Raw genomic sequence first — 23,740 nt, forward strand, 5'->3', positions numbered from 1 at the left:
AGCAATTTGCCTATTTTTTTCATTTTTGGGCCTATGTTGACAATATGATTCAATTTAAAAATATTTCAAAGCACTATCAGCTCAAAGGTCAAACCTTAACTGCCTTAAAACAGATTAATTTAGACATCCCACAAGGCAGTATTTTTGGCATTATTGGCTATAGTGGTGCAGGTAAAAGTACCTTAATCCGTTTAATCAACTTGCTTGAGCGCCCGAGTGAAGGTCAAGTAATTGTCAATGGACATGACTTAACTGCGCTAAATGCTGCATCATTGCGTCAGCAGCGTGCCAACATTGGGATGATTTTTCAGCATTTTAATTTAATGCAAACCAAAACTGTGGCGGCCAATATTGAAATGCCAATGCAACTTTTGGGTTGGAGTAAGGCCAAGCGCCAGCAGCGTTTAGATGAATTACTGGCGTTTATTGGTCTTGAGCATAAACGCAATGCGTATCCTGATGAACTCTCTGGCGGGCAAAAGCAACGCGTAGGTATTGCGCGTGCTTTAGCCAATCATCCAAAAATTTTACTCTGTGATGAAGCCACTTCGGCACTTGATCCACAAACCACGCAATCTGTCTTGCAACTACTCAAAAAAATCAATCAAGAACAAGGCATTACCATTGTTATGGTCACGCATGAAATGGATGTGATTGAATCAGTGTGCGATCATGTAGCGGTGATGGAACAAGGTCAAGTGATTGAAATGGGTTCAACTTTATCTATTTTTAGTCAGCCACAACACCCAACCACACAAACCTTTATTCAAACTGTGTTGCAACAACATTTACCGGTGAAGATTTTAAATAATTTAGAAAATCAAAATCATCATAGTATTTATAGTTTGCAATTTTTGGGCACCTCAGCACAAGAAACTGTGGTTCAAGCTGTGATTAAACAGTTTGATTTAAGCTTAAATATTTTATTTGCCAATATGACTGAAATTGATGGCACGGTCATTGGACAAATGTTTGTTCAATTGCTTGGCAATGAACAGATTATTCAAGAAGCAATTGCATTTTTACAAGCGCGTGGCGTGAAAGTACAACAAGCAGGAGTACAAGCATGAGAGATTTAATTGTTGCTTGGCTCACCGACATCACTGCACCGTTTTGGAAAAGCTCTTTGTCGATTGATCAGTTTGTAACAGCTTTGCAAGAAACCATGCATATGGTGTTTTTTGCACTGTTGTTTGGCTGTATGTGGGGTTTGATCCAAGCCATTATTGTCTGGACGACACGTCCGCAAGGGATTTTACCCAATAAAGTGATTTATCACGGGCTGAATCCGATTATTAATGCCTTACGCTCATTGCCGTTTATTATTTTATTGATTGCTGTGATTCCACTGACTAAGTTTTTAGTGGGCAGCTCGATTGGTACATGGGCGGCGATTGTGCCTTTAACCATTTACATTGGGCCATATATTGGGCGTTTAATTGAAATTTCGTTGCTTGAGGTCAATGAAGGTATTGTTGAGTCTGCTCAAGCCATGGGTGCTACACCCACACAGATTATTTTTAAATTTGTGTTACCTGAAGCACGTAGTTCGGTAATTTTAAACTTAACCACTGCCACCATTAGCTTAATTGGTGCTACAGCCATGGCAGGTGCGGTAGGTGCCGGTGGTATCGGTGACTTAGCCATTTCCTATGGTTATCAGCGCTTTGATACCAGTGTGGTCATCTTAACCGTGATTGTACTGTTAATTTTGGTGCAAATTGTGCAAATGCTGGGTGAATGGCTGGCGAAAATACGTTAAGCCTCCCCTGTTCGCATTTTACTTAACCTTCCGCTTTGGAGGGTTATTTTTTATCTGTTAAATATTAGACAGAACCTTAAGGCATTGCGTGATAAAATGCCGACAGTTTTAGCAAGGATTCATCTATGCACTTTGTCCATCTGGGTATTCATACAGAATTTTCCATTACAGAATCAATTGTACGTGTGCCAGAGCTTGTAAAAGCCGCAGCCAGTGATGAAATGCCGGCTTTGGCACTCACAGATTTATCTAATCTGCATGCAGCGGTTAAATTTTATAAAAAATGCTTGGACAAAGGCATTAAACCCATTTTAGGCTCAGAAATTCGTCTAAATGACGCTGAACATCGTGTCACGTTATTGTCGATGACCAACACCGGTTGGCGTAACTTAACCGAAGTGGTGTCACGCGGTTACATTGAAGGTCAACAGCTGGATATTCCGTGTGTTAAAAAAGAATGGGTATTAGAACAACACCAAGACATGATTGTCATGCTGGGGCTCAACAGTGACGTGGGGAAAATGTTGGTATCCTCCAACCCACAAAAAGCTGAACCTTTATTACAAGAGTGGATTGCCAAATTTGGCGATCGGGTGTATTTGGCCTTAACCCGTACCAATCGCCCTTATGAAGATGACTTTATCAGTGAAGCGGTCAAACTGGCGCGTAAATACAATATTGGTGTGGTGGCACACAATGATGTGCATTTTATTCATGCAACCGATTATGAAGCGCATGAAGCACGGGTATGTATTGCCGATGGTTATGTCTTAGGCGATAGTCGTCGTCCTAAACGCTATAGTCCAGATCAATATTTTAAAACCGCTCAAGAAATGAGTGAGCTGTTTGCCGATATTCCATCTGCGCTTGAAAACACTTATCACATTGCACGGCGTTGTAACGTGGCTTTGCGTTTAGGCTTTAACGACTTACCCGATTACCCAATTCCTGAAGGCTATACCATTGACACCTTCTTTGCCCATTTGTCTAAAGAAGGCTTAGAAGAGCGCTTAAACTTCCTGTATCCGCCCGAAACGCGCGGTGAAGATTGGCCTGAGATCCGCAAACCTTACGATGAACGTATTGAGTTTGAGATTAATATTATTAATGCCATGGGCTTTCCCGGTTACTTTTTAATTGTCATGGACTTTATTCAGTGGTCCAAAAACAATGGTGTACCGGTGGGTCCCGGTCGTGGTTCGGGTGCCGGTTCTTTAGTGGCGTATAGTTTAAAAATTACCGACCTTGATCCGCTGCGTTATGACTTGCTGTTTGAACGTTTCTTAAACCCAGAACGTGTCTCGATGCCTGACTTTGACGTGGATTTTTGTATTGCAGGCCGTGACCGTGTCATTGATTATGTCGCGCGGACCTATGGTCGTGATGCCGTGTCGCAAATTGCCACCTTTGGTACCATGGCTGCCAAAGGTGCCATCCGTGACGTGGCGCGGGTTTTGGGTAAATCTTATGGTTTGGCCGATCGTATTTCTAAAATGATTCCGACCAAACCTTTGGGTTTAAGTTTACGTGAATCTTTAGATGCCGAACCGCAGCTTAAAGATATTGTCACCAACCCCAATAACCCCGATCATGATGATGCGGCTGAAATTTGGGAAATGGCGCTTAAACTCGAAGGCATTACCCGAAATACCGGTAAACATGCCGGCGGTGTGGTGATTGCACCCACTAAACTGACCGACTATTCTGCAGTGATGTGTGATGCTGATGGCAGCAACCGTGTGGCGCAATTTGACAAAGATGATGTTGAATCGGCAGGTTTAGTCAAGTTTGACTTCTTGGGTCTGCGTAACTTAACCGTGATTGAAGATGCCGTGCAGCATATTAACCAAAGCGCCAATTTAGACACTCCGCTTGACATTTCTTTGATTCCCCTTGATGACAAAGCCGCGTATGCAGTATTTGCCGAGGCCAATACCACAGCGGTGTTCCAGTTTGAATCCGTGGGCATGAAAAAAATGCTCAAAGAAGCACGCCCAAGTAAGTTTGAAGAAATTATTGCCTTTGTATCGTTATATCGTCCGGGGCCTATGGACCTGATCCCTGACTTTATCCATCGTATGCATGGCGGTGAGTTTGAATACTTACATCCTTTACTTGAAAGCGTGCTTGAACCCACCTACGGCATTATGGTGTATCAAGAACAGGTGATGCAAGCAGCGCAGTTCTGTGCCGGCTATAGCTTAGGTGGTGCCGACTTACTGCGTCGTGCCATGGGTAAGAAAAAACCTGAGGAAATGGTCAAACAGCGCCAAATCTTTATTGAAGGTGCCGCTCAAAAAGACATTGATACCGACACCGCCAACCATATCTTTGATTATATGGAAAAATTTGCAGGCTACGGTTTTAACAAATCCCATGCAGCAGCTTATGCCTTAGTGGCTTATCAAACGGCATGGCTGAAAGCACATTATCCTGCCGAATTTATGTCGGCGGTAATGACCTCTGAGATGCAAAACACCGATAACGTGGTGTTTTTAATTGATGACTGTCGTATTAACGGTTTAGATGTGCTGCCGCCTTCGGTCAATATGTCTTTGTATAACTTTCATGCTGTGGATACCAAAACCATTGTTTATGGTTTAGGCGCGATTAAAGGCGTCGGTGAAGCAGCCATGCAATCGGTGATTGAATCACGTCAAAGCCAAGGCCCTTATCAAGATTTATTTGATTTTTGCCATCGTATTGATTTGAAGAAAATCAATAAACGCACCTTAGAAGCTTTAATTCGTGCCGGTGCTTTAGACTGCCTTGGAATTGAACGTGCTGATTTAATGGCACAATTGCCAGAAGCTGTACAAGCTGCAGAACAAGCGCGTTCTAACCGTGAAACCGGCATTATGGATTTATTTGGTGAAGTGGCCGAAGTGCAACGTAAACCCACCAAACCGGTTAAAGCTTGGTCGGATGAAGTGCGTTTAAAAGGTGAAAAAGACACTTTAGGTTTATATTTAACGGGTCATCCAATTGATGTTTATCGCAGTGAACTTAAAGCTTTTATTCCGCATAAACTCAATGAGCTGACCCCAACCCGCCGTGGTGTAACCACTGTATTTGCAGGTTTGGTGCTTGATGTGGCCAATTTCCCTAATCGCATGGTGATTACCCTAGACGATGGCACATCGCGGATTGAAGTTTCTTGTAATCACGAACGTTTCCAACGCTTTAAAGACATTGTACAGGTGGATAAAGTGGTGGTCATTGAAGGCGAAATCTACGAACGTGAAGGCTTTGATCGTCCGATGGGGCGCTTAACCAAAGCCTTTGCCTTAAATGAGATTCGTCAAAAACGTGCCAATTGCATTAAAATTCAATTGTTACCTGAGCATTTAAGCCACACTTTGCCACAAGATTTAAGCCAAATCTTATTGCCATTTTGCAACGTCGATCTATGTCAACATATTCCGTTGCAGTTGCAACTTGATTATAGCTATGCGCGTGCCGATCTCAATTTAGGCGTCAATTGGAAAGTGGCTCCGATGGATGAGTTGCTGGCTCGACTGCGCGATTATTTTGGTAAAGAGCGAATTTATATCGAATACCAAGTCAAATCCAAAGCAGCAAAAGCCGCACCTAAACCGTATAAACAAGCCGTGGCAGCGCCACCTGAGCACAACATTGATGATGCTTTAGATGCTTATCACACCGACATGCAACAACAATATTCTTAAACAGACTTTGGATCACCGATGAACCCGACTGATAATGCTGCCCTTTCAGCAACCCTCTCCCATGTGCGTATTGTCATGGTCAACACCACGTTACCTGCCAATATTGGCAGTGCCTTACGTGCCATGAAAACCATGGGTTTAAGCAAATTGGTCTTGGTTGCGCCTAAGACCTATCCACACCCTGATATTGATGCCTTGGCTGCGGGTGCAACTGACCTCATCGAACAGATTGAAATTGTAGAGACCTTAGAACAAGCTATTCAAGATTGTCATTTGGTTTTTGGTACCAGTGCCCGTAGCCGTACTATTCCATGGCCCTTACTTGATGCCCGTCCTGCAGCGCAAAAATCTATGCAAGCGGTAACGCAGCAAAACCAAGAGGTGGCGATTGTTTTTGGTCGTGAAGATCGTGGCTTAACCAACGAAGAATTGGCACTTGCCAATTATCATGTCACCATTCCGGTCAACACCGACTATGGCGTGCTCAACGTTGCACAAGCCATTCAAGTGATTTGTTATGAAATGCGTATGGCTGCCATGGAACTGGCTGAAGTTCAGCCTGATCAAAGTGCGACCATGCAAGTGATTGATGGGCAAAGTATGCATTGGGATGAACCTTTGGTTACCCATCAAGACATGGACAAATTCTACCCACATTTAGAAACAATGTTGGCAGAGATTGAATTTATGGACCCAAATAATAAACGATTATTGCCTTTACGCTTGCGTCGCCTTTTTGGACGTATACAATTAGATAAAATGGAATATCACTTATTACGCGGTATTTTTAGCCGTGTACAGGCCATGCGTCATGGCACATGGACCCCATCTGGCAAATCGACTACAGATCATGAGGATCAATCCTAATGCTTAAACAGCTCAAAGAAGACATACAAGCTGTATTCGCGCGAGATCCTGCCGCTCGAAATACTTTAGAAGTTTTAACCACATATCCTGGTATTCATGCCTTAATGATGCATCGCGTCGCGCATGAATTATGGAAAAAAGAATGTAAAGGACCAGCCCGCGTCCTTTCCTCTTTTAGCCGTTTTGCCACCGGTATCGAGATCCATCCGGGGGCTAAAATTGGTCGTCGCTTTTTTATTGATCATGGTATGGGTGTCGTGATTGGTGAAACCGCTGAAATTGGCGATGACGTAACGTTATATCATGGCGTGACCTTAGGTGGCACCACATGGAATAAAGGCAAACGTCACCCCACGTTAGAAGATGGTGTGGTGGTAGGTGCTGGTGCAAAAATTTTAGGCCCGTTTACGGTGGGCAAAAATGCCAAGGTCGGCTCGAATGCAGTGGTAACCAAAGCGGTACCACCTGAAACCACAGCGGTGGGCAACCCTGCACGTTTTATCAGTAAGGATAAACCCCAAACTGATGAAGAAAGCCGTCGTCGTGACTATGCACAAAGTATTGGTTTTCAACCTTATGCAGCCACGCAAGATCAAAGTGATCCAATGCTTGAAGGTATGCGTGTCTTGCTTGACCGTATTCAACACAATGAAAAACGTATGAATTTATTATGTCAGCGTTTGTCTTTGTTAGACCCCACCTTTAATAAATCATCTGCCCACGCACAACCATTTAGCGAAGCAGAACTTAAGATTATTGATGAAGTACGCCGTGAATGTGAAGCACAAAGTACCGAGCTCAAATAAGCTTTTAAGTTTTAATATGTAGCCAAGCTTGCATGTTCGTCAGAGTTTTCTTAGACTGACGAACAATACTAAATCTCTATGTTTACAATAAATTGAACGGATTATGCGAATGAAATTAATGCCCTTGGCTTGCGCTTTACTTGCAGCTTCAGTTTTAAGCGGCTGTGCCACAACTGCCCCAAAAAATAATACGCCAAATACCAACGCGACTGTGTTTACTGAGCCTGAGGTATCTACACCTTTTTATGCTTTAAATCCAATGGATTATCAAGCGCCATCTCCATTTGAACTGGCATTGGTTGCTGCACAAAAACAACCGGTCACCAAAATGGTGGTCAGCCGTCAAAATGATCCAGATCGTAAGCTGACCCTTGATAGCAATAAACTGATTATTCCAACCATCAACAGCAATCAACGTAGCATGAGCTATGCGGCATTGGCAGGCGAAAATCAAATTGATATCACCGATATTGATGACTTTTTAAATATGGTGGAAGGTAAAGCACGTCATTACCCGCCACGTTTTAGCGACCGTAAAGAACGTCGTGGTTTTGAATACAAACTCAAAAATGTCAGTGCACAACTAGATACTTTAGCTGCAGCACCCAATGCTTCATTTGACGTGTTAATTCGTGCTTTTAAAGCCGCTGTTATGGGTCGTAACCTTGATTTAGGTTCGGCATATACCACCAAGTCATTAAACTATGCACAGCGTATTTTAAAGATCAATCCAAATGATGCCGAAGTCAATTTCTGGTTTGGTTTTGCACTCTCAGAAGGTGGGGGTCACCGTGAAGCCATGCCTTATTTGGATAAGGCCATGAAAGCTGGCGTGCAAGAAGCCTATTTATCAGCGGTCAATAACTACATTGCCCTTGAACAAAAGAAAAATGCTTTACAAACTTTGCGTAACTACAAAGTTAAATACCCACAAGAAGCGGCTGTGGCAGATCGTCTAATTCAAGAAATTGATAAAAAAGGGCGTTGGAACGTCTGGCAAGTGATGAATAAATAATTCAAAATTTGTCAAAAGACCGCAATATGCGGTCTTTTTTTATGCAAAAAATTCTATCAGCGTCTAAAAATCACGTATGATAAAAATACTTCCACACCATCGACTTCTAGCACTATGCACAAGATTTTCCTGCTGTCCTTTACAAGCATGCTACTCCTGTCTGGTTGTCAGGTGGTCAGTGTCAAAAATCAATCCTTAAATGTCACGATTGCCAATGAACGTGACAGTATTTTAACACGCAATAAATTAAGCGAAGCCAGTCTTAATTTGCTATCCATGACTGGGCGCGAGGCAAAAATTTGTAGCAGCAACCCTGAACAATGTGTGACGGATTTAAGAGCGATTCCCCAGATTCAAGATGAACAACTTTTGTCTACCGCAAGTGAAATTTATTTGGCTAAAGCCATTGAGCTTGAACAATCAGCAGCCTGTAAAACAGCCTTAATTGCGGGTATTCAATCACAACAAAAACAACAACAAAAACAAGTGGCGCAACAAGACTGTTTAGACCAACAGTTGCATATGCTAGATAAAAGTATCCGTTATAGCTATGCCTATATGTTTCAAAGCAAACGTGCTCCACAAGATCGCCTATTTGATAACCGTCAAGTGCAAATCCGTGATTTTTATAATCAATCTTTAGCAAAAATCGTCAGCGTATATACCATGCGTCATCAACACACGCATTTACCTAAAACCATTCAAGTCGGTGAGAGTCGTTACCACCTTAATTTTGATGCTTATCCTGCACTTAAAAATCGTCCAATTGAACAATTGATCTCGACCTATAATTTAAACTTTTCAGGGTTACGCTCGATTAACCGTCGTGACGGTTTTGGTGCAGAATTTGCCTTGGTGTTGCCTGAAATACCACGAGCCACGAAAACGACTTATATCGTCGATCCACTCAATTATGCGTATAAAAATGGGCATAACCCCAATTTACATGCACCACGTTATTTGGCTGCAACCATTACAGCTCAACCTAAAGGTGCTCAATCGATTGAGCGCATTTTGCATCACGGCGATTTTGAAATCTCCGCTTATGACCCCTATCAATATGAAAGCGTGCAAGTTGCGCAAAAAACCTATCCATTAGCGGCGAATTTCTCAGCTCCCTATGGCTTGTGGTTAGCGCAAAATAATTTGGGCAAAGCGGCATATTTAAGCTTAATTGATCGAGATGACCGTCTTACCATGCCGCATTTATATATGCTAGAGCCCTATAACCCCAATAAAAAGGTCATTATTTTGGTGCATGGTTTGGCCAGCAGTCCTGAAGCTTGGGTGCGTTTAACCAATGACATCATGGGTGATCCGGTACTGCGCGAACACTATCAAGTCTGGCAGGTATTTTATTCAACCAATATGCCAATTTTAGAAAGTCGTTTTCAAATTTATGCCCTGTTAACGCAAGCATTTGCAAAAGTCGATGCCAATGCAGCAGCCAAGGACGATGCGGTTTTGGTTGGGCATAGTATGGGCGGTATTATTTCAAGATTACTGGTGAGCAATTCCGATATCACGCAAGCCACTTTAGCTTTAATGAATAATCGTCAATTGAACCGTTATCGTAATCTACCGATTGTGCGACAACGTATGGTCATGAAACCCATTCCCAACATTGATCGTGCCATCTTCTTAGCTGCCCCACATCGCGGAACAGATTTTGCTGATCGTTGGTTTACCAAAGCTGCACGTAAAGTGATTAAACTACCCGTTGCTTTTTTAACTGCTGTAGGTGATGCCTTAGTGGACGAGGATCCAAGTTTAAAAGAGCTTTGGCAACAAATTGATCGAAGCTTAATTCAAAATGGACCGAGTGATTTAAGTCATCAATCTAAGTTTATGCAGCTCACCCAAGATATTATGCCGCGTCAAAACCTACCTTTTCACAGCATTATTGGCAATAATACGGGCTTAGATGATCTAGCACAGATCAATGATGACGTTGTGCCTTATCAAAGTGCGCATTTAAAAGCAGCACATTCCGAAAAAATTATTCGTGGCAGTCATTCTATTCAAGAAACGCCTGAGGCTGTACTAGAACTCAGACGAATTTTACGCCTACATTTGACCCAATTGGGTATGTATAAGCCTTAAAAAAAAGCCGAAGTTGAACTTCGGCTTTTTCGCTTAAGCAGATTTTGCCACGGGTTGATCTTGGTTTAAACTCAATTCATGTACACGCTGGCATTCATCTAAAGCCAATTCATAATAGGCCAAACCTTCCTTAACCGATTCAAAGGCTTGTTGTTGCATTTTGACATCGTCATTGGCAAGACGCTTGATGAGTTCCATCGCTTCATACGGATGGATATCATCATAATGCGCATGGGCGCGTAGCCAAGCAATGGTCCGTTTATTGATGTGAATTTCAGGATGATCAGCATAAGTCTGAATACCTTCATACACATGACTGCTCCAATCCCCTGTTGCCCACTCAATGGCTAAATTGGTTGCAGCTAAAGCTTGTGCCAAATTGCCACGGGTATTATTACTCCATAAAAAATGGTTTACCCCATTCATGGCTGCATTAGGTTTAACATTGTCTAATTCTTCTACCGTTAAACCAAAGCCTGCTGCCCAATCGCGATACCAATTAAGGTGACGTTCTTCTACTTTAATATTTTGAATCAGCCAATTACGTGCCTCATTTACACCCGGATCGGCAAAATTAGTGGCTTTGGCCAATGCCAATGACATATAAGATGGAAAATGTGCCACCAATGGGTAGAAATTTAAAAGCGCATAGCGAAAACTGGTTAAAGTGAGTTGACCCGATGCCATGTTTAAAAAAAATGGATGCTGACTAATACGATCTTTAAATGGAATCAGATCGTCCCAAAATTTTTGCGACCATTCATTGTGCGGTGTAATTTCTAAATCATCTTCATATTTTGTGTTCATAGCGTCCCCTTTGACCCTGATGTATTCATTATAAAAATTAAAGCTTGCTTGTTATGTGATTATCCAGTGTGCAAAATATATTAAAGGTCTGTATGCATCAAAAAGATAACTACATCTCACTTTTTTTAAAAAGATAAAATGGTATCAATATTTTTATAAGCAATCCAAAGCACTTTAAGCTAAGCCACTATTATTCAACACAAATATCGTTTATAGTGCAATCCAATCTACAACAATTTGTACATTTTGCAAGCTCTAATGCCGCATCTTTTACTGCTATTTTATATAAAAATAAACATGGATACTTTCTTTTTGTTTGAGTTTGGATTATGAAGTTACCTGGCTCAAGTAAATTCACCTATCATCAAATTGAGAAGCTGATTTCACATGGCTTAAACTTGGTGCATTTTACTTGGCAAGTTGAAGCCATTTATCGCCGTCGTTATTGTCAAGAGGCAGCACACGAGTTTCGTTATCGTGCCCCAATTATTTTAGCGTTATATGGTTTTTTGACCCTTGGCATTTATAAAATCAGCCTAGATTATGACGTGAGTATTACTTGGCTGTATTACTACGCTTGGGTCGGTATTATCATTTTTATCGCTTGGATCATGTCATTTATCCCACGCTTTGATCGTTTTTTTGATCTATATGTGGGTATTGGCTCTATGCTTGCGGTGGCTTTAAGTTTTTTAATGGTGACTGTCATCGGCTCAGTCCACAGCAATGCTTTGTTCCATGTTGCCATGATGTATGCCGTGGTCATTATCTATGGCTTTGTCGGCTTACGTTTTTATACCGCTTTTATTGCCGGTTGGTCAGGTGGACTATTAGCTATGGTAGTCAGTTTATGGCTGAACTACGAAATCGATTGGGTCTTATTTAACCGCACCTATACCTTTAGTAGTTTTTTTGGTATGGCACTTGCCTATGCGATTGACCGTCAGCATCGTGAAAATTATTTACAAAACTGCATTATTGAACTCAATCAAAAAAAGCTGTCACAACAAGCACAGTTATTAGAATCTTTATCACGTCAAGATGCACTCACCGATTTGGCCAATCGACGCTATTTAGAAGAGATACTCACCAAAGAATGGTTTAGCGCGTTGCGTTATCAACACCCTTTAACCATTATGATGATTGATATTGATTATTTTAAACACTATAACGACAGCTTTGGACATGTTGCAGGTGATAGCTGTTTAAAAGCCATTGCCCATGTGTTAAAAAAAATGACTTCTCGTGGCAATGAATTGGCAGCGCGTTATGGGGGTGAAGAATTTATGTTAATTTTTCCGATGACCAATCGTGAACAAGCAGAAAAAATTGCCAACAATTTAATTCAACGTGTCAATGAATTGGCCATTCCCCATCCCAGTAGTTTAGTTTGCGACAGGATTAGTATTAGTGTAGGCGTGATCAGTACAATTCCTCAGCGTCATCATCAGTTGTCAGATTTAATTATGCAAGCCGATCAAGCGCTATATCAGGCCAAGAAATATGGTCGCAATCAATATGCCTTGATGACTCTATAAAACTAAGCAACTGTTGTTCAATACCCTGCTGATCTTGCGTTAAATCAAGCGTGTAGAACCCTATCCAATAGTCATGTAATTGAAGATCTGCGGTCACGGTTTGTCCTATACTGGGGTAAATTAACATCCCTTGCGTAAAATTAAAGCGACTGGTTGCATGTTCTTGTGAGCGTAGATACGTATATAGCTGATACAGATGCGGACTTTTGAACAGCTGTTGCTTGCGATAATAACCTTGTGTCCATATTTGGGTAAATTTAGTATCAATTAAAATACAGCGTCCATCTTGATGGGTTAAAATCACATCAGTTTTCATCTGCGGCAAAGCCATGTGTTGGGTGGCTGGCGGCCATCTTAATACTGCTCCTTGTAGAACACGCCACCCTTGAGTTAAATACTTTTTATAAAAGCCACCTATGGCGCGCTCAAACAGCTGTCTTAACCAGTGCACATCATCTTGCGGCTGTTGCCATACATGTTGACCGTCCTCAGTACTTAGGATTTTAAAATTGAGCAGCACATCTGCTAAAGCCAATAACTCAGACAAGGCTTGATGATTGACATGTTTTGGCGCTAAAGGTCGCCCAATGACTTGCACGCCCAATTGTGCAAGTTGGCGTTGGCAACGCTTCAGAGCAAGATGATGCTCAAGCTTGGTTTGTTTAAGTAGCTTATCAATCACAACATACAAGTACTGATGTTCAGGTGAATTAAAGCTTAATTGTGCAAATTGGCAATGCACTTGACCTTGCTTGAGACTGTGTGTCAAATAACTGCGTTGTATATCCACTTTACCGCGAATATAAGCTAAAGCTTGCTGCTTGGGTATGTAATGCTGCTGAGGTTGCTTTAAATACTGCTCTAAGCACTGTATTAGCCATGCCACCAAACTGTCATGCATATAAGGGGTATCTAGATATTGAATGGCTTGGCGCACCTGAGTTAATTTTAAATCTGAGGCATACAGCATTAATAACCATAGATTTTTAATTGGAATACCTGCGTAGGTCTTCATACATGATCCATAAAACGCATATACCATGCTTCAACTTCATCAGGTTGCTCAGCATAATAGGCCTCTAACATCGGCACAATTTCACTTTCCACAATATCTACATACCATCGTTTTTCATCATTAATCTGAAGATGTGGCGTAAAATAACTATGTCCTAACTGTAGACCTTGCCCTAAATACACAGAGGCTGCAATCTGCTGATTCAGCGCTTGCATGGTCTGTGCAATATGCTGCAATAAGCTCTCACTGATGCCTCGCTGTTGTACATAAGTGTGCCATGCGAGATTAAAACTTGGCTTAAGTTGTGCAAAAGCAAAACGGCGTCTGAGTGCAAAATCCAAAGGCGTTAAACTACGATCTGCGGTGTTCATGGTCGCAATCAGATACAGATTATCGGGCAGATAAATTTTTTCATCCAACTTGGCATAAGTTAAACGTAAAGCATGATGACTATGGCGTTTAGAATGCTCCAACAAGGTAAGCATTTCACCAAAAATATGCGCGGTTTGCCCACGATTAATCTCCTCAATCACCATCACAAAACGATCATTGGGAAAGCGCTGTGCTTTTTCAACCAGTTGTAAAAATGGCCCATCTACCAGTTGCAATTCATGTTGACCGTTACTGTTAGCCAACGGTCGCCAACCCCGAATAAAATCTTCATAACTGGTATTGGCATGAAATTGCATACTTTGTATGTGATCATCGCTTTGATGGCCCACCACACTATAGGCCAAGCGTTTAGCAAGCCACGTTTTGCCTGTACCGCTTGGACCTTGCAAGATCAAATTTTTTTTATATAAAAGACGCTGCTGTAAGGTCTGTAGTTCGTCCAACGCTAAAAAACAGCCCTCTTGTTGTAGCTGTTGTAACCCATACGGAGTTACAGGTAATTCTTTTAATGCCATAGTCACATCGGTTAAATCTTGGTCATGATCTTGAGCCAAGCTTTTTAAGCCGCTCGTTTGTTGCCATGCATATAACGCCAATTCTGGAAAATTGTGTGCCAAGGCATAGGAGCTGTGAAAATAATGCATCAGAGCATATTTTAACTGCACGTAGTCATGCCCATGACAACGGCCTTTTGCACCATGTTTGACAATCCTCAGGTCTAAATCTTGCTCAATATATGCCTGTGATTGACTGTCTAAACTCATAAAATGATACGGTGCCAACCAAAATAAGCCCATACTCAAATTCCAGCCCACCGCATATTGGGCACTCACCTGATCATAGTACGCTATAAAACGCTGGGTATTTTCAACTGTTGCTTGGTGAGCATAGTCTAAAGCGATCGAAAAAAATTGCCACAATTGCGCAATGTCTTGGCGGCTATCACCATGATTAGGCTTAAAAAACAAAGAACGTTGATTATTTAAAGTTGGGATTCCAGCAAAATCTTGCGGTGCTTTCAAACCTACGCCTAGAAATTCTGCCAATTCTGTGGCAATCGCACGGCGCTTTTGCACGGTGATACCGCGATTAAACATGCCCAGCACGGTAAATGGACAGATGTCTTGTAGATCATGGCCCAGTAAATAAGCCAGCTCATAACGCTGTGCCACATTCATTACCCATTGCAACAAGACTTGACGTTTATGTTGATACGTTAATAAAGCCTGTGCGATAGCTTGGTAAAAGTCAGTCCATGCAAAACCTAGGTCGTTGTTATAGCACTGTGTATTGACAAAAGCATCTCTTGGCTGAGCTTGATCATGCACAATATAAGCAAATAAAGCCTGATCCATCGCATGTTGGTCTGTTAGTGGGTAAACTTGAGCTTGATAAATATAGTCATACCAATTTTTTGCTTGAAACTCAGCTTGCCAAATGACTTGAATACTACTGTTGTCTTTGCCTTGAATGCAGCCATAAGCACAGATTTGCATACTTCTTTGAGCTTGATAGTGACTATTTTGCAGCAGTTTAATGGCAACTAAATCACCCACCTGCATCTGATTGAAATAACAAACAGGCACAGACAATTGCTCAGGATGCACAGAGTTCAAGCATGTCGAATCAATCAACCAAAGTGGGTGTTGCATTATTTGAAGCTACCTATTTCAACTGTGGCTAGTATAGCTTGAGATGCGAGGACTCAACGCATTAGATTCAAAATAGGCAATGCATCGCCATGCTTTTTTAATTTTTGCTACACTAGCGTTCAATTTAATGCCCTTTTTCTTATTTTAGGCTTTTTGATCTATGAGTAGCTCCAGCGCAGCAGCCATTGCCAATTTATCTACGCTCACCCCGATGATGCAGCAATATTTTAAGGTCAAACTGCAGCATCCACACTCGTTGCTGTTTTATCGCATGGGTGACTTTTATGAGTTATTTTTTGAAGATGCACAGCAAGCGGCTAAACTGCTTGGCATTACTTTAACCAATCGCGGCAAGGTCAATGGTGATCCGATTCCGATGGCAGGTGTGCCCTATCATGCTGCCGAAGGCTATTTAGCGCGTTTAGTCAAAAAAGGCGTTACCGTTGCCATTTGTGAACAAGTGGGTGAAGTGACTGGTAAAGGACCTGTAGATCGTCAAGTTGTACGTATTTTAACCCCTGGCACCTTAACCGATGATGCGCTACTCAATCGCCATCAATCATCCAACTTAGTGGCACTGTGCTTACAACAAAAACACATCGGAATTGCGCTATTAGATTTAAGTGCAGGTATTTTTAAAGTCCAACAGTTGCAGTTTAAGTCTGAACAATTGGCGATTGAACTAGCTCGTTTAATGCCAAGTGAAATTGTGGTGGATGAAGATTTTAATGATCAAGAACTGCTTGAAAATTTAAAAAAACAACTAGAATGTCCAATCTCAAAACGTCCAAATGTTGATTTTAATTTAAATAACGCGCAAAAAACCTTATGTGATCAGTTTGCTGTGTCAACATTAGCCGGTTTTGGGATTGATCATTTGCCATTGGCAAAAGCGGCGGCGGCAGCGTTAATTCATTATGCCAAAGACACACAAAAAACTGCGTTACCGCATATTCGTAGCATTCAACTCGAGCAAAGCTCAGATTTTATTGCCCTTGATCCTGTCACACGGCGCAATTTAGAGTTGGTCGCGCCTTTGTTTGAGCATGGAACATCTTTGTTTGATTTAGTCAATGACTGCCAAACTGCCATGGGTGCACGCTTATTGCATCGCACCTTGATGCAACCGATGCGGGACACTCAACAGCTCGATCAGCGTTTAGATGCCATTCAAGCCTGCCTTGAAGGCTATTATGAAGCACCTATGCGCTTGGTATTAAAAGACATTGGTGATATTGAACGTGTATTAAGCCGTGTGGCTTTAGGCACAGCACGTCCGCGTGATTTGGTGCAATTGCGCCAAGCTTGTGCTCATATTCCTGCGCTACGCCAAAGTATTGAAAGTCTCAGTTTGCGTTCAAGTCTAGTGGGGCAACTTAATCACGAGCTTGGCGACTTTAACGGTTTATATCAGCATTTATTGGCCGCGATTGTTGAACATCCGCCGGTACTGTTAAGGGATGGCAACGTAATTGCCGAAGGCTTTGATGCAGAACTGGATGAACTGCGCCAAATTCGCGATCATGCAGGGCAATTTTTAATTAATCTTGAGTTACAAGAGCGCCAAAATACCGGCATTAATACCCTTAAAATCGGCTATAACCGTGTTAGTGGTTATTATATTGAATTGACTCGTGCTCAGGCTGAACAAGCCCCTGAGCATTATATTCGTCGTCAAACGCTTAAAAATGCCGAGCGTTACATTACCCCTGAGCTTAAAGCCTTTGAAGATAAAGTCTTATCTAGCGAATCAAGAGCTTTAGCACGCGAAAAAATGCTGTTTGAAGCACTGCTTGAGAATTTACGCGCTGATATTGGCAGCTTACAAATGATGAGCAGCGCAATTGCTCACTTAGATTTAATCAGTAACTTTGCCCATCAAGCGCGTTTGCGTGCTTGGTCACGTCCTGAGTTTTCTCCTGAAGTGGGTGTAAACATTGTTGCAGGACGTCATCCTGTGGTGGAAGCTTTAAGTAAATCAGCCTTTACACCCAACAACACCCACCTTGATCATGCCCACCGTATGGCGATTATTACCGGTCCCAATATGGGCGGTAAATCAACCTTTATGCGCCAAACTGCATTAATTGTGCTGCTTGCGTATTGTGGCTGTTATGTACCAGCACAAGCCGCCACCTTAGGTCCAATTGATCGTATCTTTACCCGTATTGGTTCAGCCGATGATTTATCAACAGGTAAATCCACCTTTATGGTTGAGATGACTGAAACTTCACAAATTTTGCATCATGCCACTTCTCAATCTTTGGTGCTGATGGATGAGGTTGGACGTGGTACCAGTACTTATGATGGTTTATCTTTGGCTTGGGCGTGTGTGCTTGACTTAACCAAACGCATTCAATGCTTATGTTTATTTGCAACGCATTATTTTGAATTAACTGAACTTGCACAAGAACCTGCCATTGATAATTATCATGTCACCGCCAAAGAGTTAGATGGCAATTTAATCTTACTCCATAAAGTCAAACATGGTCCTGCCAGTCAAAGTCATGGTTTGCAAGTGGCAAAATTAGCCGGCATTCCGCAAAATGTGATTATTGATGCGCAAAAACGCTTACAGCAATTGGAACACCAGCAGCAAAAGCACCGCACGGTCTTGCCACAAGCTGATTTATTTGATGCCACACCCATTGCGCGTGAGATAGAACGCGTGGTGGAAGTGGTCAAACCATCAGCCACCTTAGAGGCGTTGGCTGCAATTGACGTAGATGATTTAAGTCCTCGTCAGGCACTTGAACAACTTTACGCGCTGAAAAATTTGCTCAAAGCTGAATAAGTTTGCTTGAAATGCAAATATTTTAATGAAGGCTATGTCAGACATGGCCTTTTTTGGGCTAAAAATTGTACTTTATTAAACTAAGTAGTCACATATATAACAAATATCAATAAAAGGAATTGTTAGTTTGGTGCATTTTTGCCTAAAATACAGCTTAGTTATTCGAAGCATATTTTTTAGGTAGCTGTCGCCATGACCTTTGTTGTCACTGAAAACTGTATTAAATGTAAATATCAAGACTGCGTTGAAGTTTGTCCTGTTGACTGTTTCTACGAAGGTCCAAATTTCCTGGTTATTAACCCAGACGAATGTATCGACTGCGCTTTATGTGAACCAGAATGTCCGGCTAACGCCATCTTCTCTGAAGATGAGTTACCAGAAGGTCAAGAAGTGTTTATCGAACTTAATGCTGAATTGTCGCAAACTTGGCCAAATATCACGCAAATTGGTGACCAACCTGCCGATCGTGAAGAGTGGAATGGTAAAGCTGACAAACTACAGTATTTAGAAAAATAAATATTGTGTAAAAAGACCAGTTAATCTGGTCTTTTTTTATACCTAAATTACACATTTCATTGCAATTTATTGCGTGGCTTTGAGCAAAATTGCATTACACTTAAGCCACACTCATGATCATTAAAATAGCCGAATGAAGCATCTTATTAAGGCTGCATTAGCCGTTGCTGTTGTGCCTTGTTTTCTGATTGGCTGTAGCTCAACTTCACAAGATGGAGCCAAAACTACAGGCCAAACACGTATTTATCTGCCACGCGAAACAATTATTACACAGCGCCCCATTCCGCCTAAAGTTATTCCTTATACTTATCATGCTTGGAGCAGTGTGAGCGAAAATTTAAGACAAGCCCGCGAATATGATCAATTTTTACAACGCCATCAGGTGGGCAATATTATCCCCATGCATGAATTACTGCGTACTGCCCGCGATTGGGAAAAATGTGGCCGTTCACAATATATGGTGCCCAACCGTGAACTATGGTCCAATCAAATTCCAACCTTAACTGTGTTTAAGTACCTCGTGGCCTCTAAAGTTTTAACCGAGTACGAAGTGACATCGGTGTACCGTGATTTACCTTTAAATAAGTGTGCAGGCGGTGCCAATTCTTCACGGCATTTGTTTAACTCAGCCATCGATTTTCGCATTGGACCACAATATCCACGTGCTGAAGATTATGCTTTTATTGAAGCCACCAAATTTAGACTGTGCCAATTTTGGAGCCAACATGGTCAAAGTCTAAATATGGGCTTAGGTTTATATGCTTCAGGTCAAGTGCATATTGATACTCAAGGCTTTCGTACATGGGGGCCTGACTTAAGCCGTCGCAGTTCGATGTGTAATTACAATGGGGATTTCTAAGCTCATTGCCCAAGATTTACCCAAATATGCTGTTAGAAATTGCACTCTTAAGGGAAAAGTTTAAAATGCAGGCATTATTTGTAAGATGATCATGACTATGCAACAAATGTGGACCGAACTCGACCAATATATCGAATCACATTTAATTCCTGATGACCCCATTTTAACCCAAACCTTAGAAAATACAGCTGCCCACGGCTTCCCTGATCATTTAGCAGTAGCTGCCAATCAAGGTATGCTGTTACAAATGCTGATTCAGATGAATCAATGTAAACGTGTGCTCGAATTAGGCACGTTTGCAGCCTATAGTACAGTATGGCTAGCGCGTGCTTTGCCTGAAGATGGTTATATCTTAACGATGGAAGGTCGTGATACCCATGCAGCGATGGGCCAAGAAAACATCGACCGCGCCAATCTAAAACCTACTGTAGAACTGAAATGTGGTCGTGCTGCCGATATTTTACGTGCCCTACCCGAAGATACCGCACCATTTGACTTTATCTTTATTGATGCCGACAAACAAAGCTATCCAGAATATTTAGAACTGTGCTTAAACCTGTCTCATTCAGGAACGGTGATTTTTTTAGATAACGTGATTCGTGCGGGCGCCTTATTAGACAGCAATAACAAAAAACCAAGTATTGAAGGTTTACGTGACATGTTTAGCCTGATGCAAAATCATCCCAAGATTTTATCGTGTACAGCCTTACAGACAGTGGGATCAAAAGGTCATGATGGTTTTGCACTGGCAATCGTGAAATAAGATTAAAAATTAACCTTTTTGTTTTTTATTATAAATTTCATAAACTTACTAATATTATCCACGAAGTTATCCACAGTTAATGCGGATAACTTTGGGATAAATTTTTCCCTAATCTTTATATATAGCAGTTTATTTGACGACGAGCAACGGGACTTTGCTATTACGGAAAATACTGGTGGTAATACTGCCTAAGAAAAATTGATGAATTTTACTGTGACTAAATGCACCCAATAAAATCAGTTGAATACCATGTTCTTGCTGATAGGCCAAAATATTGTCTGACACATCGCCGTAGCGATATTCCACCACCACATCTAGACCTTTTTGGCGTAAAAAAGTGCTTGGTTCATTTAAAATTTCAGGATGATCACCTACATACAACAAGTGACATTGTAAAGTACGCAATAAATCACTTTCAGCCACGCGCTTCATCATTTGTAAGCAAGTCGGTGAATATTCATAAGCAAAAATAAAGCGTGTTGGTGGTTTAAAAGTCTCCCCCACCGTCATGACGGCACAACGTGCGCCACGAATAAAGTTTTCAACATTACCACCTAAGATTTTATTTTTTTCAGCAGCACGCTCACCAACGCGTCCAATCAATACAAAATCATCATCACGTAAGGCATGAAAGCTTTGCTCTAAAAAATCACCTTTTTCTTGAATATGGGTGGTTTTTAAGCCGTGTTTAAAGGCGATTAAATCGGAGATATGTTTCAGTAAATTATTGCTATAACTAAGTGCCAATTCACTTTGTTTGTCTTCAAGTTCAGCCAATTCTTTTAATAACATGGCATTACTTTCAAAACCAATCACCCCACTAATTTCACCTAAGTGATAACTTGCAGGGTAATAGTCCAATATATGTAATAACACCAATTCACGACCGGTTTGCTTGGCCACCCAAGCAGCCGCATCGGCTAAGGCATTGACACAAGGGGATGAATCAATACAGGCAATCACACGTTTCATATTCGCCTCTTTTGGTAGGTGAGTTGGCGGATGTTTTTTAATTATTGCCCTTAACTTAGCATATTTTTGTGCCTTGTCGCGTATTATTCACGATAACGAATCAAACGTGCCGGATTACCTGCCACAATCTGTCGAGCCGCCACGTCTTTGGTCACCATACTGTTCATGCCCACCACAGCGTGTTCTGCAATCTTAATGCCATCTTTAATGCCCACATGTGCACCAAGCCACACATCACGTCCAATTTCAATGCCTTGTGAACGAACGGGTTGCTGATAAATCGGTAGATCTATATCCATGCCATGATCAAAGGCATATAAATGACAGTAGGCTGCAATCCGTACTTGATCATGTAGTTTAATCCCAACGCGCCCACCATCTAAAATACAATGATGGTTAATTGCGACTTCACTGCCAATTTCAAGTGGACCATGCAAAGTGCAATCGGCGGCAATAAAAGTATTATCACCAATGCGAATTGTGCGTCCGGGTTCGGCAAAAATATGCGCAAGGGGGGAAATAAAACAGTTTTCGCCAATCTCAACCGTTTCCATTTGCCTTAAATAGTCTTGGTATTCGTGTTGCCATGCTTCGGCCCATGCCCGATGTTTAGGCTTTAAAGAATAATATAACCATGGCATATAATTGAGGCGATGTTTGTGTTGCTCACGGTATTTAAGCAACGGGTCGAGATCAGTCATGGTTCTCCTCCATGATTTTAATGGCTTCACGACCACGCGTGACATCTTGCAATTTGATTTTTAACGGCTCAATTTGATGCACTTGTAGACGTGCATTAATCTGTACACCTGTTGCGGTATAGTCTTCTTGGTATTCAATTTGATTGTGTTTGAGCTCATATTGCATAATTGCCCACTCGTTAAATTGGCAAGCAAATTGAATCTGTTTTTTTTCAATTAGTTCAATTTTTTCAGCCTGTAATAAACATTGTCCTGCACAGCCGCCATAAGCACGTACCAAGCCACCTGTACCCAATTTAATACCGCCATACCAACGATTCACCAATACTAAAACATTGGTTAAATCATTGCCTTCAATGGTGGCTAAAATGGGACGACCTGCTGTGCCTGAGGGTTCACCATCATCATTAAAGCGTACATTGACCCCAATTTTCCATGCCCAACATTGATGCGTGGTACTCGGGTCTTTGACTGCCTCTAAAAAAGCCTTGACCTCTTGCTCATTTTCCACAGGCACCGCAATCGCTTCAAAACGACTTTTTTTAATTTCTTCTTCGTAGCGTACCATTGTTGCTAATGTAAACATGCCGACCTTCTTGTGCGATTGCTACACGTTATTTTAACCAAAAAAAAGCGACTTTCCTGAGAAAATCGCTTCTTTTGTTGGTTATGCTTAGATTATAAGCATTGTTTTAACAACACTTTACGATCTGGTCGTAAAAAGCTGAGCATACGCTTAGATTCTACATAAGCATAGTTGTGATCAGAAAAAGTATAAAAACTGACCTGATCTTTATCATATTGCTGAACCATGAGCGCTTGATAATTCTTTGGCACCACACGTAAATCTTTCGGCACAGAGACGTGCGGTGTAGGTAAGCCATCCACCAAACGCACTAAAGTACGGTCACCAATAATATAAGACAATTCTGCGGCTTGTTCGACTGTACAGTCTAATGCATAACGCCCTTGTAATTGCGACGGTAGCTCAGCCCAAGTCGCTGCACTGCTGCCCAATACTGCTAGAGCCAATAGCATATTTTTCATTTGAAATTCTCGCTCTATATTTAAAGTTAAAGTCAAACGAGGAAGCAGCGAACTGCTTCCTTGCTGTTGGTCTTAGTAAAGGATTTGATTGTTGTTGAGCAATTGATCAAGTAATACATCTTTTGCATCTTGACTTGCTGTTACACCATTGATAGCAGCTTTTACGCTGTCACCTTGAAGTAGCAATAGGTCTTGTGCAGCGTATTTCCCTTCTGCACCATCACGATCGATCGTCAAGGTGAGTTGGTTATTTTCAACTTTGAGTGACACATAAGCTTCAATATCTTTTGTTTCACTGTAGTTGATTAATAAATCAGAGACATCAATCAGGTCGCTTGCTTCACCAAACTCAAAGTCAGTAAAGGGGCAGAGTAAAACTTGAAGTGCGACATAAACCACCTAATTAATTTAAAGGGTTTATGGAGTATATAAAATTGTCAT

20 protein-coding genes are annotated in these 23,740 nt (G+C 41.6%); 12 read left to right on the plus strand and 8 right to left on the minus strand.

Annotation, left to right across the window (positions count from 1 at the left end):
- The first annotated feature begins 44 nt into the window (after positions 1-44).
- The 7 genes from Q0Z55_RS06260 to Q0Z55_RS06290 all read left to right on the plus strand — a co-directional run bounded on the left by Q0Z55_RS06260 (position 45) and on the right by Q0Z55_RS06290 (position 10,242).
- Positions 45-1,070, plus strand: coding sequence for a methionine ABC transporter ATP-binding protein (locus tag Q0Z55_RS06260; protein ID WP_297425787.1), 1,026 nt, complete (start codon positions 45-47; stop codon positions 1,068-1,070).
- On the plus strand, positions 1,067-1,762 hold the full coding sequence (locus Q0Z55_RS06265) for a methionine ABC transporter permease (RefSeq protein WP_297425790.1): 696 nt from the start codon (positions 1,067-1,069) through the stop codon (positions 1,760-1,762). The genes Q0Z55_RS06260 and Q0Z55_RS06265 overlap by 4 nt, the downstream gene beginning before the upstream one ends.
- Before the next feature lie 125 nt (positions 1,763-1,887).
- Positions 1,888-5,451 (plus strand): DNA polymerase III subunit alpha, encoded by a 3,564-nt coding sequence (dnaE, locus tag Q0Z55_RS06270; protein WP_297425793.1) that lies wholly within the window; start codon positions 1,888-1,890, stop codon positions 5,449-5,451.
- Positions 5,452-5,469: 18 nt separating this feature from the next.
- Entirely contained in the window at positions 5,470-6,318 is an 849-nt protein-coding gene (locus tag Q0Z55_RS06275) for an RNA methyltransferase (RefSeq protein WP_297425796.1), read from the plus strand.
- Entirely contained in the window at positions 6,318-7,124 is an 807-nt protein-coding gene (gene cysE / locus Q0Z55_RS06280; protein WP_297425799.1) for a serine O-acetyltransferase, read from the plus strand. Before Q0Z55_RS06275 ends, cysE begins: the two co-directional genes overlap by 1 nt.
- Positions 7,125-7,233: 109 nt before the next feature.
- Positions 7,234-8,139, plus strand: coding sequence for an ABUW_2363 family tetratricopeptide repeat lipoprotein (locus tag Q0Z55_RS06285; protein ID WP_297425802.1), 906 nt, complete (start codon positions 7,234-7,236; stop codon positions 8,137-8,139).
- Positions 8,140-8,286: 147 nt separating this feature from the next.
- Positions 8,287-10,242 carry an alpha/beta fold hydrolase gene (locus Q0Z55_RS06290; protein WP_297425805.1) on the plus strand — a complete coding sequence of 652 codons (1,956 nt, stop codon included), beginning with the start codon at positions 8,287-8,289 and terminating at the stop codon, positions 10,240-10,242.
- A gap of 33 nt (positions 10,243-10,275) precedes the next feature.
- Here Q0Z55_RS06290 and Q0Z55_RS06295 read toward each other — a convergent pair whose 3' ends face one another.
- Positions 10,276-11,049, minus strand: coding sequence for an iron-containing redox enzyme family protein (locus Q0Z55_RS06295; protein ID WP_297425807.1), 774 nt, complete (start codon positions 11,047-11,049; stop codon positions 10,276-10,278).
- Between the two features lie 329 nt (positions 11,050-11,378).
- Here Q0Z55_RS06295 and Q0Z55_RS06300 point away from each other — a divergent pair, with 329 nt between their 5' ends.
- Complete coding sequence (locus Q0Z55_RS06300) at positions 11,379-12,587, plus strand: GGDEF domain-containing protein (RefSeq protein WP_297425810.1); 1,209 nt, start codon at positions 11,379-11,381, stop codon at positions 12,585-12,587.
- Here the strand turns inward: Q0Z55_RS06300 and Q0Z55_RS06305 are convergent.
- Positions 12,514-13,602: a hypothetical protein gene (locus tag Q0Z55_RS06305; RefSeq protein ID WP_297425813.1), complete on the minus strand. Its 1,089-nt coding sequence runs from the start codon at positions 13,600-13,602 to the stop codon at positions 12,514-12,516. The two genes, Q0Z55_RS06300 and Q0Z55_RS06305, sit on opposite strands and share 74 nt — an antisense overlap.
- Positions 13,599-15,647 carry an AAA family ATPase gene (locus tag Q0Z55_RS06310; RefSeq protein WP_297425816.1) on the minus strand — a complete coding sequence of 683 codons (2,049 nt, stop codon included), beginning with the start codon at positions 15,645-15,647 and terminating at the stop codon, positions 13,599-13,601. Before Q0Z55_RS06310 ends, Q0Z55_RS06305 begins: the two co-directional genes overlap by 4 nt.
- A gap of 160 nt (positions 15,648-15,807) precedes the next feature.
- Between Q0Z55_RS06310 and mutS the strand changes: the two genes are divergently transcribed.
- From mutS to Q0Z55_RS06330, 4 genes are all read left to right on the plus strand, one after another.
- Positions 15,808-18,441 (plus strand): DNA mismatch repair protein MutS, encoded by a 2,634-nt coding sequence (gene mutS / locus Q0Z55_RS06315; protein WP_297425819.1) that lies wholly within the window; start codon positions 15,808-15,810, stop codon positions 18,439-18,441.
- Positions 18,442-18,633: 192 nt separating this feature from the next.
- A complete protein-coding gene (gene fdxA, locus Q0Z55_RS06320) occupies positions 18,634-18,957 on the plus strand; it encodes a ferredoxin FdxA (RefSeq protein WP_004696359.1) in 324 nt (107 codons plus the stop codon).
- A 133-nt stretch (positions 18,958-19,090) separates the two neighbouring features.
- A complete protein-coding gene (locus Q0Z55_RS06325; RefSeq protein ID WP_297425824.1) occupies positions 19,091-19,816 on the plus strand; it encodes a D-Ala-D-Ala carboxypeptidase family metallohydrolase in 726 nt (241 codons plus the stop codon).
- A gap of 97 nt (positions 19,817-19,913) precedes the next feature.
- Positions 19,914-20,579, plus strand: coding sequence for an O-methyltransferase (locus tag Q0Z55_RS06330; RefSeq protein WP_297425845.1), 666 nt, complete (start codon positions 19,914-19,916; stop codon positions 20,577-20,579).
- Between the two features lie 129 nt (positions 20,580-20,708).
- Here the strand turns inward: Q0Z55_RS06330 and Q0Z55_RS06335 are convergent, their stop codons facing one another.
- The 5 genes from Q0Z55_RS06335 to Q0Z55_RS06355 form a co-directional block, all read right to left on the minus strand.
- On the minus strand, positions 20,709-21,551 hold the full coding sequence (locus Q0Z55_RS06335; RefSeq protein WP_297425828.1) for a universal stress protein: 843 nt from the start codon (positions 21,549-21,551) through the stop codon (positions 20,709-20,711).
- 83 nt (positions 21,552-21,634) lie between these two features.
- Positions 21,635-22,252 (minus strand): acyltransferase, encoded by a 618-nt coding sequence (locus Q0Z55_RS06340; protein WP_297425831.1) that lies wholly within the window; start codon positions 22,250-22,252, stop codon positions 21,635-21,637.
- Positions 22,245-22,838: a YigZ family protein gene (locus Q0Z55_RS06345; protein WP_297425833.1), complete on the minus strand. Its 594-nt coding sequence runs from the start codon at positions 22,836-22,838 to the stop codon at positions 22,245-22,247. The genes Q0Z55_RS06340 and Q0Z55_RS06345 overlap by 8 nt, the downstream gene beginning before the upstream one ends.
- A 92-nt stretch (positions 22,839-22,930) precedes the next feature.
- On the minus strand, positions 22,931-23,299 hold the full coding sequence (locus tag Q0Z55_RS06350) for a hypothetical protein (protein ID WP_297425836.1): 369 nt from the start codon (positions 23,297-23,299) through the stop codon (positions 22,931-22,933).
- 72 nt (positions 23,300-23,371) lie between these two features.
- On the minus strand, positions 23,372-23,698 hold the full coding sequence (locus tag Q0Z55_RS06355) for a type I secretion C-terminal target domain-containing protein (protein ID WP_297425839.1): 327 nt from the start codon (positions 23,696-23,698) through the stop codon (positions 23,372-23,374).
- Positions 23,699-23,740: the final 42 nt, after the last annotated feature.

This window comes from uncultured Acinetobacter sp., from assembly GCF_947626835.1.
Taxonomy (GTDB): Bacteria; Pseudomonadota; Gammaproteobacteria; order Pseudomonadales; family Moraxellaceae; genus Acinetobacter.

Excerpts from the sequence above, each read along its gene's own strand:
- Q0Z55_RS06285 (WP_297425802.1), top strand. The coding sequence starts at position 7,234 with ATGAAATTAATGCCCTTGGCTTGCGCTTTACTTGCAGCTTCAGTTTTA.
- Q0Z55_RS06295 (WP_297425807.1), bottom strand. The coding sequence starts at position 11,049 with ATGAACACAAAATATGAAGATGATTTAGAAATTACACCGCACAATGAA.
- Q0Z55_RS06260 (WP_297425787.1), top strand. The coding sequence starts at position 45 with ATGATTCAATTTAAAAATATTTCAAAGCACTATCAGCTCAAAGGTCAA.
- Q0Z55_RS06330 (WP_297425845.1), top strand. The coding sequence starts at position 19,914 with ATGCAACAAATGTGGACCGAACTCGACCAATATATCGAATCACATTTA.
- Q0Z55_RS06265 (WP_297425790.1), top strand. The coding sequence starts at position 1,067 with ATGAGAGATTTAATTGTTGCTTGGCTCACCGACATCACTGCACCGTTT.
- Q0Z55_RS06345 (WP_297425833.1), bottom strand. The coding sequence starts at position 22,838 with ATGTTTACATTAGCAACAATGGTACGCTACGAAGAAGAAATTAAAAAA.
- cysE (WP_297425799.1), top strand. The coding sequence starts at position 6,318 with ATGCTTAAACAGCTCAAAGAAGACATACAAGCTGTATTCGCGCGAGAT.
- Q0Z55_RS06305 (WP_297425813.1), bottom strand. The coding sequence starts at position 13,602 with ATGAAGACCTACGCAGGTATTCCAATTAAAAATCTATGGTTATTAATG.
- Q0Z55_RS06325 (WP_297425824.1), top strand. The coding sequence starts at position 19,091 with ATGAAGCATCTTATTAAGGCTGCATTAGCCGTTGCTGTTGTGCCTTGT.
- fdxA (WP_004696359.1), top strand. The coding sequence starts at position 18,634 with ATGACCTTTGTTGTCACTGAAAACTGTATTAAATGTAAATATCAAGAC.
- Q0Z55_RS06275 (WP_297425796.1), top strand. The coding sequence starts at position 5,470 with ATGAACCCGACTGATAATGCTGCCCTTTCAGCAACCCTCTCCCATGTG.
- Q0Z55_RS06340 (WP_297425831.1), bottom strand. The coding sequence starts at position 22,252 with ATGACTGATCTCGACCCGTTGCTTAAATACCGTGAGCAACACAAACAT.
- Q0Z55_RS06335 (WP_297425828.1), bottom strand. The coding sequence starts at position 21,551 with ATGAAACGTGTGATTGCCTGTATTGATTCATCCCCTTGTGTCAATGCC.
- Q0Z55_RS06310 (WP_297425816.1), bottom strand. The coding sequence starts at position 15,647 with ATGCAACACCCACTTTGGTTGATTGATTCGACATGCTTGAACTCTGTG.
- dnaE (WP_297425793.1), top strand. The coding sequence starts at position 1,888 with ATGCACTTTGTCCATCTGGGTATTCATACAGAATTTTCCATTACAGAA.
- Q0Z55_RS06300 (WP_297425810.1), top strand. The coding sequence starts at position 11,379 with ATGAAGTTACCTGGCTCAAGTAAATTCACCTATCATCAAATTGAGAAG.
- Q0Z55_RS06350 (WP_297425836.1), bottom strand. The coding sequence starts at position 23,299 with ATGAAAAATATGCTATTGGCTCTAGCAGTATTGGGCAGCAGTGCAGCG.
- mutS (WP_297425819.1), top strand. The coding sequence starts at position 15,808 with ATGAGTAGCTCCAGCGCAGCAGCCATTGCCAATTTATCTACGCTCACC.
- Q0Z55_RS06290 (WP_297425805.1), top strand. The coding sequence starts at position 8,287 with ATGCTACTCCTGTCTGGTTGTCAGGTGGTCAGTGTCAAAAATCAATCC.